Source organism: Brevibacterium antiquum CNRZ 918, from assembly GCF_900169145.1.
Taxonomy (GTDB): Bacteria; Actinomycetota; Actinomycetes; order Actinomycetales; family Brevibacteriaceae; genus Brevibacterium; species Brevibacterium koreense.
On sequence record NZ_FXZD01000007.1, the window covers coordinates 84,098 to 97,686 of the forward strand.

A 13,589-nucleotide genomic window follows, 5' to 3' on the forward strand; every position below is an offset into this window, starting at 1 on the left:
CTTGCTAGGAGCTCTCTTGCGCATTTGCGTCCACCCCCTCAACGACAATCCGGGCTCACCGGTCATCGTCTTCGGAAACGCCCTCGGCACCCGAGCCTCCCTCTGGGCGGCAGTCGCGGCCAGGTTGGCCGACGACTATCAGATCTATCTCTCCGACCTGCCCGGCCACACCCATCCTCGAACAGATGAGGCAGACGATTTCACGCTCTCGGACCTCGCGGCGGGCCTCGTGTCGAGCCTGGCTGAACTGGGTGTGGAGAAATTCACCTACTGCGGAGCCTCGATCTCCGGCGGCATCGGCCTGACGCTGGCACTCGACCACCCCGACTCGCTGACCGGCCTCGTGGCCTGCTCGACGGCGACGAAATTCGGCACCGCCGATACCTGGGCAGAGCGCATCAAGGACGTCGAGGAGGACGGAACCCGCGGCCAGCTCGACGACACCGCCGACCGGTGGTTCGCCGCCGGCTTCCTCACGGAGGACATCGCGTCTGGACCGGCTGTCCTGACCGATCTTGCAATGATCGATGATGCCGCCTACATCGCCTGCGCACGGGCCCTGACCCAGTACGACGTGACCGGCCGCCTCGAAGCCATCTCCACGCCGACCCTGTTCATCGCCGGCGCGCAGGATCCCGGCTGCACCCCCGAAGCCATGACCGAGCTCTCGGCACAGGTGACCGACTCCACGATTGCCGTCGTCCCTGACGCGGCCCATCTGCCCATGGTCGAACATCCGGACCTCGTCTTCGACCACATCGAACAGTTCTTGAGTAAGGTGTAGCCCACCAGCATCCGACATTGCTCGATGAGGAGCGCAGATGACTCAGGACAAGAATTCATCCACGGGCGGCTCAACCGAAGTCGGCGAACTCTCACCCGGAGAACGAGCGCCCAGACTGGCTAAACGCACCGTCCGGATCCGGTGGACCGGCTTCCTGCTCGGACTGATCCTCTCCACCCTCGTCTATGCCATCATGCCGGGCGACCTTGACCACGGAGTCAGACTCACAGCGGCAATCGCCGTGCTCATGGCTGCCTGGTGGATGACCGAAGCGCTGCCGATCGCCGCCACGGCTCTGGTTCCGCTCGTCGCATTCCCGGTTCTCGGCACAGATATCGAGATGAAGACCGTCGGTGCCTCCTACGGTAATCCGATCATCTTCCTCTTCCTCGGCGGCTTCCTCATCGCTCTGGCGATGCAGCGCTGGAACCTCCACCGCCGAATCGCCCTGGTGACCCTGAGCATCATGGGAAATAAGCCTGGACCGATGATCGCCGGCTTCATGATCGCCACCGGATTCGTCTCCATGTGGGTCTCCAATACCGCCACTGCCGTGATGATGCTGCCGATCGGGATCTCGGTGCTCATGATCGTGAGCAAAGTCGTCGGCGGTGCGATTGCCGCCGACGCTGACCGGGCCGACTCCGGCAAGGACTCCGGCCTGGGTACGGCAGTGAGATCCAACTTCGGCACTGCCCTCATGCTGGGCATCGCCTATTCCGCCTCGATCGGGTCATTGGGAACCATCATCGGCACCCCGCCGAACCTGTTCCTGGTCGGATACCTCGAGGAGAACCACGACATCTCCATCGGCTTCGGCCAGTGGATGCTCGTGGGTGTTCCATTGTCGATCGTCATGATGATCATCGCCTGGTTCCTTCTCGTCAAGGTCCTCTTCAAACCTGAGATCGATGAGATCCCCGGCGGCAGGGAGCTCATCCGCGACGAATTGAAGAAGCTCGGCCCCATGTCCACCGGCGAGAAGCTGGTCCTGGCCATGTTCATCCTCGCCGCAGTCTGCTGGATCACTCAGCCGCTGATCTTCGACGAGCCGCCGATCAGCGACGAAGGCATCGCCATGGCCATCGGCCTCCTCCTGTTCCTCATCCCCGGCGGGGCCAACCGCGGAGTCAAGCTGCTCGACTGGGACACCGCGGAGAACCTGCCCTGGGGTGTGCTGCTTCTCTTCGGGGGAGGATTGGCGCTGTCGGCACAGTTCTCCTCCTCGGGTCTGACCGAATGGATCGGCAAATCGACCAGCGGGCTCGGGGTGCTCCCGACGATCCTCATCGTCGCCATCTTCGCGACCATCATCCTGTTCCTCACCGAACTGACGTCGAACACCGCCACCGCAGCAACGTTCATCCCCGTGGTCGGCGGAGTTGCGATGGGGCTCGACCTTGACCCGCTGCTGCTGACCATCCCCGTAGCTCTGGCGGCTACGTGTGCATTCATGCTGCCGGTGGCGACCCCACCGAACGCAGTCGCCTACGGCTCCGGCTACGTCACTGTGGGGCAGATGATCAAGGGTGGTGTGCTGCTCAATGTCATCGGGATCGTGCTCATCACGGCGACGGTCTACCTGCTGGCCATTCCAGTATTCAACATCATGCTCTGAAAAGTGGCGAACCTTGGCAGACTGGTGCCATGACACTTCTCTTCTCACCCATGACATTGCGCGCCGCCGAGATCGCCAACCGTATCTGGCTGGCCCCGATGTGCCAGTACTCCTGTGAGGCCGAAGACGGAATGCCCGGCACCTGGCACCTCGTCCACCTCGGGGCACGCGCCCAGGGCGGATTCGGGCTCATCCTCACCGAGGCCTCAGCGGTGTTGCCCGAAGGCCGGATCTCACCCCAGGACGCAGGCATCTGGAACGACGACCAGGCCGACGCCTGGTCGTCCATCACCGAATTCGTCCATTCGCAGGGCAGCCGGATCGGTGTCCAGCTGGCACACGCAGGCCGCAAGGCGAGCACCTATCGGCCCTTCGGGGGCAACCCCCGGGGCAGCGTGCCCGAGGCCGAGGGAGGCTGGCCCACCCTCGGCGCCAGCGCCATCGCCTACCCCGGCTACGAAACACCACAGGAGATGACGAAGGACGACATCGCCGAGGTGGTCGATGCCTTCGCCTCGGCCGCGGCCCGTGCCGTCGGTGCCGGGTTCGACGTCGTCGAACTCCACGCCGCCCACGGCTACCTGCTTCATTCGTTCCTGTCTCCGCTGTCAAACGAACGCAGCGATGAGTACGGCGGCGACCTGACCGGACGTTCGAGGCTGCTGACTGAGACCTATCAGGCCGTGCGTGCAGCAGTGGGGGAGAACGTGCCCGTTCTGGTCCGTCTCTCCGCCAGCGAATGGTGTGAAGGCGGCTTCGACATCGCCGAAGCGGTCGGGGTCTCCCGTGATCTCAGAACCCGTGGTGTCGACCTCATCGACGTCTCGTCCGGAGGCAACTTCCCGGTCAAGGTGCCCGTCGGACCCGGCTACCAGGTACCGCTGTCTGCCGCGATCCGGGCAGAAGGAGTGAGCACCGGCACCGTCGGCCTCATCACCGATCCGGAACAGGCCGAGACGATCCTGGCCTCGGAGCAGGCGGACGCAATCTTCCTGGCCCGGGCAGCGCTGCGCGAACCAGCCTGGCCGCAGCGAGCAGCCCACGATCTCGGAGTCGAACCGGGACCGTATCCACCGCAGTACACAAGAGGAGCATGGTGAACCGACAATGACGAACACTATCGAGACCGAACACGTCGTCATCCGCAGCATCGCGGTGTCCGACATGGCTAACAACGTCTACCTCATCACCGCCAAGGAGTCGGGAACACAGGTCCTCATCGACGCCGCAGACGATGTTGACGCAATCAAGGAACTCATCGCCTCCGCTGCTGAAGACACCTCGGCGGACCCAGTCCTGCAGGCGATCATCACGACACACCAGCACTGGGATCACATTCGAGCGCTGCCGGCCACCTCGGCGGCATTCCCCGACGCGATGACGATCGCAGGCAGCGACGATGCGGAGGCAATCACAGCGGCCGAGGGCGTGGAGATCGCACGAGCGGTCGATCATCTCGACGTCGGAGACTTCGGCGGGTTCGTCCTTCAGGCGATCGGACTGCGCGGGCATACTCCGGGGTCGATCGCGCTGCTGCTGCGCGATGGGGCAGAGACCATCCTGTTCTCCGGCGATTCGCTGTTCCCGGGCGGGCCCGGGAAGACATGGAGCAGGGAGGATTTCGTCTCACTCCTGGACGACCTTGAGGACAGGGTTTTCGCACAGCTGCCCGACGAGACTCGGGTGCTGCCCGGACACGGTGATTCCACTACTCTGGGCGAGGAGTGGCCGAAGCTGGAGGACTGGCGCGAACGCGGCTGGTGATCAGTCGCGACGACTCATCAGGGTGGTCGAACGATCAGCTGGGTAGGGCGGCGAATCCGAAACCAGCCCAGACGACGGCAACCACGAGTGCGGCGATGATGCCGAGGTTCCACGACGTGGTGATGGTGCGTTCGCCTCGCGGGTTCGACAGCTGCGCATCGCTGAGTCCGGAATGATGGTCGAGCACGGTATCGACGGCGGGATTGGGATTGTCCATCAGCCTGCGGACGCCGTGCTCGTCCCTCTCCATCTTCTTGCCCCTGCCTGCCAGGGGCCACGAAGAGAAGACCTTCTCATGGGTACGGACCCCGAGTCCGAAGTGGATGTCGAACCCATCGACGTGGTTCCAGGGGATGCGGACCGACTGCAGCGGATTGATCAGCGCAAGCTCCCGGTGGCCCAGCTCGACGCGAGGAAACCGATAGAGCGCATAGACAACCGTGACGACGGCGATCGGGATACCGGCCACGGCGAGGCCCCTGAGCGTGAAGTCACCGATGGCGATCGACCCGACCCCCACTGCACAGAGCGCGGCGATGACGAAGAAGAGCACCGTCGAGCTCGTTGTGCGCACAACTCTCGGCTGATTGTTCCCTGCATTGCGATCTATCTCACTGTTAACCACCTCAACATCCTATCCACTGAGACTGCAGGTTGTGTGCATGTTCCCTTGATCTCGAAACGGTAACGATTGTGAAATTTGCTCAACATGTGGACTCAGTCACAGTGTTGAGTGAATTAGCTTTGAGGCATTCCATGTGAAAAACATGAACGCGATCACACTCCCGACCAGGGAGTGCTCGATCGCACCGCGCCCCGGATTGTGGGCGTGGCTACACAGGCGAAACAGCCTCATGACAACAAGGAGAGAACGTGAACAAGCGCTTCCTCGCGGCCGGAGCCTCAGTTGCCGCAGCAGCAATGGTGCTCACTGCGTGCACACCCCCCGGCGGCGGAGACGATGAGAAGTCGTCAGAGAAATCGAGTATCAACATCGGATGGAACGAATCCTTCCGATCGATGAACACCTTGACAGCCAACGGCAACGCCGTCTCGAACTCCATTCTCACCTACATGATGAATGACAATTTCAAGTATTACGATGACAAGCTCGAGCTCCAGGACGGTTCACTGGGCTCCATCGAACAGGTCTCCGAAGACCCACTGAAGGTCAAGTACACCTTCAACGACGATGCCAAGTGGTCTGACGGCACTCCCGTTTCTGCAGCTGACCTGGCGCTGACCTGGGCGGGACAGTCGGCGAACTTCAATACAGTCGAGGCGAACAACGCTGACGATGGTTCGGTCAAGAAGAACGACGAGAAGACCGTCTACTTCGATGCGGCAACCGCAGGCTCAGCTCTCATCAAGGACTTCCCGGAAATCTCTGACGACGGCAAAGAGGTGACCTTCAGCTACTCCAAGCCCTTCGCTGACTGGGAGGCCGAGCTCGGACAGGGAGCCGACGGTGTCGGCGTCCCGGCTCATATCGTTGCCAAGAAGGCTCTCGGGATTGACGATGCTGCAAAAGGCAAGCAGGCTATCCTTGATGCGCTCAAGGACAAAGACACCGAGAAGCTGTCCAAGATCTCAAACACCTGGAACACCGGCTTCGACTTCACCTCGATGCCAGAGGACGAGGATCTTCTCGTCCACAGTGGGCCGTACAAGATGACCGACTTCAAAGAGGGCCAGTACGTCACTCTTGAAGTCGATGACAAGTACACGGGACCGGTCAAGCCGAAGGTCGACACCGTCACAGTTCGCTACAACGGCGATCCGATGGCCATGATTCAGGCGATCGAAAACGGCGAGGTCGATATGACCCAGCCGCAGGCCACGGCCGATGTTCTCTCGGCAGCTGAGGACCTTGACGGCGTCACCGTTGATGCGGCCGACGGCGCGACCTATGAGCACGTCGACTTCACCTTCGACAACAAAGGTCCCTTCGACCCTGAAGGCAACGGTGGCGACGAGGAGAAAGCGAAGAAGGTTCGCCAGGCCTTCCTCCAGACCGTTCCTCGTGAGGACATCGTCGACAAGATCATCAAGCCGCTGAACCCAGATGCTGTGACCCGCGATTCTTTCTCACAGATTCCCGGTTCGCCGATGTACGACGCAATCACCTCGAAGAACGGTGTCGAAGAGGCCACGGAGGTCGATCCTGAGGCTGCGAAGAAACTCCTCAAAGAGGCGGGCGTCGAAAGCCCGGCCGTCCGCATCATGTACGACAACACGAACTCGCGCCGTCAGCAGGAGTTCCAGCTCATCAAGGAATCGGCTGAGAAGGCCGGCTTCAAGGTCGAGGACGTCGGAGATGTCAAGTGGGGCACCCGCCTCGGCGATGGCACCTACGATGTCTCACTGTTCGGCTGGCAGTCCGAAAGCACCGGAGTGACTGAGAACGATGCGAACTTCCGCACCGGGGCTCAGAACAACTACGGCGGCTACTCGAACAAGAAGACGGACAAGATTCTAGACAAACTGCTCGTCTCGAAGGAAGACGAGCAGGAGGAGCTGCTCACAGACCTCGAGAGCCAGCTGACTGAGGACGCCTTCGGTGCTCCGATCTTCCAGTTCCCCGAGCTGACGATCTACCGTGACAAGGTCAAGAACGTCAAGTCCACGGCTGTGTCACCGACCATGTTCTGGAACTACTGGGAGTGGGAGACCAACTGATCCGCACCTGACGCGGTCGGTTCTCCTTCACCCCCCAACGGCTGTGGGGATCACTGTGTGGTCCCCACAGCCGCGTTTTCGGAAGACTGAAACGGACACTCCATGACAAGATTCATTCTCAGACGACTCCTCTCGACAGTACTCGTGCTGTTGGTCGTGACCTTCGTCCTCTACCTCCTGCTCAACGTCGCCCTCGACTTCTTCTGGGATCTGCGCTCGAGCACCTCGCCCAATATCGCGGCACTCTACGAATCTCGCCGCAAGCTCCTCGACCTCGACACCCCCGCGATCGTGCGCTACTTCAAGTGGCTGGCTGGCGTGGGCGGCTGCGTGGTCGGGCAATGTGACTTCGGCGTCGCGTGGAAGTCCGGCCAAGAGGTCACCTCGCAGCTGCAGGGAGCGATCGTCAACACGGTCAAGCTCATCACCGCCTCGACAATTGTGGCGATCATCCTCGGCATCGCCGTCGGCATGGTCTCGGCGATTCGCCAGTACTCCGGCTTCGACTACTTCATCACCTTCGTTTCATTCCTGCTCTATTCGCTGCCCGTGTTCTGGGTTGCAGTTCTGCTCAAACAGTACGGCGCCATCGAGATCAACAACTTCATCAACGACCCGACGCTGAGCAGCTGGTTGCCGGTCATCATCGTGTGCATGGCCATGGGGCTGTTCTGGATGGGTGCCTTGGGCGGTGGTGGAAAACGCAGACTCATCACCTTCCTCGCCGCCACGGCAATCACCTTCGCGACGGTGTACTACATCCTCGCCAGTGGTTGGCTGCAGCAGCCGAGCATCGGCATCATCGGTGTCATCGTTATGGGTGCAGGCGCCGCAATTGTCATGACCTTCCTGTCGACAGGACTGAAGAACAAGCGCGTGCTCTACGCCACGCTGACGATCGCTGTCATCGGAGCTTTGATCTACATGCCTCTCCGGTACCTCTTCTACTACCAGGAGATGAATTGGCTGTGGATGTTCGGACTCCTCGTTGTGACGATCGGCGTGTCCGTCGCTGTGGGTCTTGCGTTCCGCGGACCCGATCCCTGGGACACTGCGCGGACGACCTTCTTCACCGGTGTGATCATCGCCGTCATCATCTTCGCCGACCGCGTGTTGCAGGGCTGGGCCGACTATTCGAACCTCGCCGCGATCAACAATCGTCCGATCGCGACGATCGGTGCGTCGACACCCAATATCGACGGTGATTTCTGGATCACGAGCCTCGACACATTCACCCATCTCCTGCTCCCGTCGATCGCCCTGATCCTCATCTCCTTCGCCTCCTACACGCGCTACACGCGCGGTTCGATGCTCGAGGTCATGGGCCAGGACTACATTCGCACGGCTCGGGCCAAGGGGCTCAACGAGCGGACCGTCGTCATGCGCCACGCTCTGCGCAATGCGCTGCTGCCGTTGGCATCGATCATCCCTGTCGACATCATCACCATGATCGGTGGGGCCGTGATCACGGAGACGATCTTCGGCTGGAACGGCATGGGCAAGCTCTTCATCGATTCGATGAGGCAGTCCGAACTCGATCCGATCATGGCCTACATCCTTATCACCGGCCTGCTCGCCATCATCGCCAACCTGGTCGCGGACTTCCTCTACGCTGTCCTCGACCCCAGAATTCGAGTGAACGCATGAGTACCGACAACGACAATCAGACTGCTCTCGCCCTCGACGACGTCGGGGACAACGCGATCGAAGCCAAGGAAACAGAAGGTCTGTCGCAAGGCAAAATCGTCTTCCGGAAGTTCCTTCGCCACAAGGGTGCGATGATCAGCATCGGCGTCTTCGCCTTCGTCGCGCTCTTCGCGTTCAGCTCGGTGGGGTTCGGCCCGATCCCAGGATGGTGGATTTACAACCACACCGCTTCGGGAGCGATCGTCAATCCGGGAGGCGCGCCGACATGGTCGTTCTCGAACTTCTTCTCGCCTGGGGACCATCCCTTCGGACAGGACAACATCGGTCGGGACAACTTCGCCCGAGTGATGAAGGGGACGCAGATCTCGATCATCGTCATGATCATCATCGGCCTCGTCTGCCTCGTCATCGGCACGGTCGTCGGAGCACTGGCCGGCTATTACCGAGGGTGGATCGATTCGCTGCTGATGCGGGTCACAGACGGCTTCATCATCCTGCCCGTCATCGTCATCGGTTCCATCCTCGGAAAACTGGTCGGGGGTGCCAGCGGTCCGCTGCTCGGCCTGGCGCTCGGTGCCATCCTCTGGACCGGACTGGCACGGCTCGTCCGCGGTGACTTCATGTCCCTTCGCGAACGCGAGTTCGTCGATTCGGCGCGCGTGGCCGGAGCCAGTGACTTCCGCATCATGTTCAAGCACATGCTGCCCAACGCCATGGGCGTCATCATCGTGAACACGACTCTGGTGATGAGTCAGGCGATCGTGCTCGAAGCCGCACTGAGCTACCTCGGCTTCGGCATCAGCCCGCCAGGAATCTCCTTGGGCCAGCTCATCAGCGAATACCAGACATCCTTCGCCACACGCCCGTGGCTGTTCTGGTGGCCTGGCCTGTTCATCATCGTCATTGCACTGTGCGTGAACTTCATCGGAGACGGTTTGCGCGACGCGTTCGACCCCCGAATGAAGACCATCCCGAGCTGGAGGAAGATGAAGAAGGCCGAGCGCATGACGCAGAAAGGGGCGAAGTGATGACTGAAAAGACAAGCACACCCAAAACACCGATCCTCGAGGTCAAGGACCTGGGCGTCAACTTCTGGGTCAGCGACGAATGGTGGATGGCTGCTGAGGAGCTCAACTACACGGTCAACGCGGGTGAAGTCCTCGCAATCGTGGGCGAGTCCGGCTCGGGCAAATCGCAGTCGAGCATGTCGTTGCTGGGCCTGCTGCCCAGCAACGGCCGGGCCACAGGCTCCGCCAAGATGGGCGGTACCGAACTCATCGGTATGTCGCAGGATAAGATGCAGCAGATCCGAGGAAACGAGATCTCCGTCATCTTCCAGGAACCCATGACGGCGCTCAACCCGGTCTACACGGCAGGTTTTCAGATTGTGGAGACTCTGCGCGTGCACCTGGACGTTGGTCCCACCGAGGCCAAAGAGCGGGCTCTGGAACTCATGCGTCTCGTCGAGATCCCGGATCCGGAGGAGCGGTTCCATTCGTTCCCCCACCAGCTCTCGGGCGGACAGCGACAGCGCATCATGATCGCACAGGCTCTGGCCTGCCAGCCGAAGCTGCTCATCGCCGACGAGCCGACCACCGCCCTCGACGTCACCGTCCAGGCTGAGATCCTCAAGCTCATGCGTGAACTGAAGTCGAAGCTCGACGCCGGCATCATCCTCATCACCCACGATATGGGTGTGGTCGCCGATATGGCCGACCGCATGATCGTGATGAAGGCTGGGCGCGTCGTCGAATCGGGCAATGCGGAAGAGATCTTCTACAACCCGCAGCACCCGTACACGAAGCAGCTCCTCGAGGCCGTGCCGCACTTGGGCGCAGGGACCGGGGGACAGGACTACGAGACTGAGCTCACCGAGGCTCATTCCCCTTCTTCGGACCACGACTCGGATGGTCGTCCGAATCCTCACACCGACGGAGGGCGCACGCCAGTCGGGACCAAGGCTCCCGGATCCGCCACCGTCGCCGAGGGCGGAGCGAATCGGACCGACGACCTGGCGGTCGAGGCCAAGGAGATCGCAGAATCCGGTCAGCCCAGCTTCGACATCGGGATGGACTCTACGGAGACCTACTACCACCCCGGGTCTCAGGCCGACTTCTCCAAGCCTTCGGCTCTGCAGCTGCGCGATGCTGCGATCGAGTATCCGGCGATCGGACGGAAGAAGGCGTTCCGCGCCGCACACCACATCAACCTGATGATCGCTCCAGGAGAGGTCGTGGGGTTGGTGGGTGAATCCGGTTCTGGCAAGACGACGATCGGTCGTGCCGCGCTGGGGCTCCTGCCCACTGTCGAAGGCGACATGGTCGTCAACGGCAAGAGCATCAAGGGCCTGAGCAATAAGGCGATGCGGCCCCTGCGCAAGGAAGTCGGGATCGTCTTTCAGGACCCGGGCTCCTCGCTCAACCCGCGCCTGCCCGTGGGTGAGTCAATCGGGGAACCCCTGTATCTCCACGAGGGGATGAAGGGGCCGGCTCTGAGCAAGAGCGTCGAAGAGCTGCTGACCGCAGTCGAGCTGCCCACATCGATGCGTAACCGCTATCCGCACGAACTCTCGGGTGGTCAGCGACAGAGGATCGGCATCGCCAGGGCGCTGACCCTGCGGCCGAAACTGCTCATCGCCGATGAGCCGACCTCGGCACTGGACGTCTCAGTCCAGGCGAAGGTCCTCGATCTGTTCGAAGGTCTGCAGCAGGAGTATGGGTTCGCGTGCCTGTTCATCAGCCACGACCTGGCTGTCATCGAACGCATCGCCTCCCGCATCGCCGTGATGCGCCACGGCTACCTGGTGGAGATCGGGGAGAGCTCGCAGGTCGTCACCAGCCCGGTTCATCCCTACACCCGGCGGCTGCTGTCGGCGGTCCCGGTCCCGGACCCACGGGAGCAGCGCAAGCGTCGTGAAGCCAGGGACGCCGTCCTCGAGGCCACAGCCAACGCCTGATTTCGGGTCAGGGCAGCGCCCGGTACGGGCATTCGGTGGTCGCAGTGGAGGAGTCAGATTCGCTTCCGAGCGGATTCTCACTCGACGCTGCGACCACCGAATGCATTCACGTTCGCATTCCTCTTCCACGGTTTTGACTACCACCGGTCATTTCCGGTTGGCGGGTGGCCGTATAATGGTCTGTTGGGTCCGCACCGGACCAATCTCTCTAGCTCATAAGGTTCTTGATGACTGAAGCCATCACGCGTCGGGAAAACCGCCGCAACGTCGCAATCGTCGCCCACGTCGACCACGGCAAGACCACTTTGGTCGATGCCATGCTCCGCCAGACCGGTGTATTCAGCGAACACGGTGATTTTGCTGAACGCGTCATGGACTCCGGAGACCTCGAACGCGAGAAGGGCATCACCATTCTCGCGAAGAACACCTCGGTTCTCTACAACGGACCGTCTGCCGGTGACGACCACATCGTCATCAACGTCATCGACACGCCGGGTCACGCCGACTTCGGCGGAGAGGTCGAACGCGGCCTGTCCATGGTCGACGGCGTCGTCCTCCTCGTCGACGCATCCGAGGGACCTCTTCCCCAGACCCGCTTCGTGCTGCGCAAGGCGCTGGCCGCGAAGTTGCCGGTCATCCTGCTGATCAATAAGACCGACCGTGCCGATGCTCGCATCGACGGAGTTGTCGAAGAATCCCAGGATCTGCTCCTCGGCCTCGCCTCCGACCTCGCGGACGAAGTTCCCGATCTCGACGTCGACTCGGTCCTCAACGTGCCCACCGTCTTCGCCGCGGCCAAGGTCGGTGCCGCCTCTCTCGAGCAGCCTGCCGATGGTGAGGCCCCGTCCAACCCGGACTTGGAGCCACTGTTCAAAACGATCCTCGAGACCATTCCGGCTCCGGAGATCAACGATGACGACATTCTCCAGGCTCACGTGACCAACCTCGACGCCTCGCCGTTCCTCGGCCGTCTTGCTCTGCTGCGTATCTTCGGTGGCACCCTGCGCAAGGGCCAGCAGGTCGCCTGGGCTCGCGGCGATGACATCAGCTCAGTCAAGATCACCGAACTTCTTGAAACCCAGGGCCTTGACCGAGTCCCGGCCACCGAGGCGTCTGCCGGCGATATCGTCGCCGTGGCAGGTATTCCTGACATCATGATCGGTGACACACTCACCGACTTGAACCACCCGAAGCCCATGCCGGCGATCACCATCGACGATCCTGCAATCTCGATGACTGTGGGCATCAACACCTCGCCACTGGCAGGTCGCGAAAAGGGCACCAAGGTCACCGCTCGCATGGTCAAGGATCGACTTGATCAAGAACTCGTCGGCAACGTCTCGCTCAAGGTTCTGCCCACCGAACGCCCCGACGCCTGGGAAGTTCAGGGACGCGGAGAGCTCGCTCTGGCCATTCTCGTCGAGCAGATGCGCCGCGAGGGCTTCGAGCTCACTGTGGGCAAACCACAGGTCGTGACCAAGAAGGTTGACGGCAAGGTCCACGAACCCTTCGAAGAACTCCAGATCGACGTTCCCGAAGACTATCTCGGCGCCGTCACCCAGCTCCTGGCCGCTCGCAAGGGCACCATGTCGACCATGACGAATCACGGCACCGGCTGGGTTCGGATGGAATTCACCGTCCCCGCACGTGGACTCATCGGCTTCCGCACGCGCTTCCTCACGGAGACGCGCGGCACCGGCATCGCGAACTCCTTCTCAGCCGGATATGGCCCCTGGGCCGGCAACATCGAGTTCCGCATCAACGGATCCCTCGTCGCCGACCGTCCAGGTTCTGTGACCCCGTACGCGATGATCAACCTGCAGGAACGCGGCACATTCTTCGTGCAGCCGACCTCGGAGGTCTACACGGGCCAGATTGTCGGCGAGAACTCTCGCGCCGACGACATGGACGTCAACATCACGAAGGAGAAGAAGCTGACCAACATGCGTTCGGCCTCGGCAGACTCCTTCGAGAACTTGACCCCGCCGCGCAAGCTGACCCTCGAGGAAAGTCTCGAATTCGCCCGCGAGGACGAATGCGTCGAGGTCACACCCGGAGCAGTGCGCATCCGTAAGCTGGAACTCGACCCGAAGGAACGCGCGAAGACCTACGCCAAGATGCGTAAACAGAACGCGTGATTT

General features: G+C 61.6%; 10 protein-coding genes. 9 read left to right on the forward strand and 1 reads right to left on the reverse strand.

Translation table 11 applies throughout. The features are described 5' to 3' along the window. Window positions 1-16 precede the first annotated feature (16 nt). From BANT918_RS11225 to BANT918_RS11240, 4 genes are read left to right on the forward strand one after another with little or no spacing between them, the layout of a single operon-like run. Window positions 17-784: an alpha/beta fold hydrolase gene (locus tag BANT918_RS11225; protein ID WP_101620315.1), complete on the forward strand. Its 768-nt coding sequence runs from the start codon at window positions 17-19 to the stop codon at window positions 782-784. A 37-nt stretch (window positions 785-821) separates the two neighbouring features. Then, the gene (locus tag BANT918_RS11230) at window positions 822-2,402 is read left to right on the forward strand and encodes an SLC13 family permease (RefSeq protein ID WP_101620316.1); all 1,581 of its coding nucleotides are present in this window, start codon (window positions 822-824) and stop codon (window positions 2,400-2,402) included. Window positions 2,403-2,431: 29 nt separating this feature from the next. Next, a complete protein-coding gene (locus BANT918_RS11235; protein WP_101620317.1) occupies window positions 2,432-3,502 on the forward strand; it encodes an NADH:flavin oxidoreductase/NADH oxidase in 1,071 nt (356 codons plus the stop codon). A gap of 7 nt (window positions 3,503-3,509) precedes the next feature. Next, window positions 3,510-4,166, forward strand: coding sequence for an MBL fold metallo-hydrolase (locus BANT918_RS11240; protein ID WP_101620318.1), 657 nt, complete (start codon window positions 3,510-3,512; stop codon window positions 4,164-4,166). 34 nt (window positions 4,167-4,200) lie between these two features. Here BANT918_RS11240 and BANT918_RS11245 read toward each other — a convergent pair whose 3' ends face one another. Then, entirely contained in the window at window positions 4,201-4,740 is a 540-nt protein-coding gene (locus BANT918_RS11245) for a hypothetical protein (protein WP_233430455.1), read from the reverse strand. A 299-nt stretch (window positions 4,741-5,039) separates the two neighbouring features. Between BANT918_RS11245 and BANT918_RS11250 the strand changes: the two genes are divergently transcribed. The 5 genes from BANT918_RS11250 (at window position 5,040) to typA (ending at window position 13,586) form a co-directional block, all read left to right on the forward strand. Then, a complete protein-coding gene (locus BANT918_RS11250) occupies window positions 5,040-6,845 on the forward strand; it encodes an ABC transporter family substrate-binding protein (RefSeq protein WP_101620320.1) in 1,806 nt (601 codons plus the stop codon). A gap of 102 nt (window positions 6,846-6,947) precedes the next feature. Next, window positions 6,948-8,492, forward strand: coding sequence for an ABC transporter permease (locus BANT918_RS11255; RefSeq protein ID WP_101620321.1), 1,545 nt, complete (start codon window positions 6,948-6,950; stop codon window positions 8,490-8,492). Beyond that, a complete protein-coding gene (locus tag BANT918_RS11260) occupies window positions 8,489-9,520 on the forward strand; it encodes an ABC transporter permease (protein WP_101620322.1) in 1,032 nt (343 codons plus the stop codon). The genes BANT918_RS11255 and BANT918_RS11260 overlap by 4 nt, the downstream gene beginning before the upstream one ends. Further along, window positions 9,520-11,448, forward strand: coding sequence for an ABC transporter ATP-binding protein (locus tag BANT918_RS11265; protein ID WP_101620323.1), 1,929 nt, complete (start codon window positions 9,520-9,522; stop codon window positions 11,446-11,448). Before BANT918_RS11260 ends, BANT918_RS11265 begins: the two co-directional genes overlap by 1 nt. 227 nt (window positions 11,449-11,675) lie before the next feature. Next, window positions 11,676-13,586 (forward strand): translational GTPase TypA, encoded by a 1,911-nt coding sequence (gene typA / locus BANT918_RS11270; RefSeq protein ID WP_101620324.1) that lies wholly within the window; start codon window positions 11,676-11,678, stop codon window positions 13,584-13,586. Window positions 13,587-13,589 lie beyond the last annotated feature (3 nt).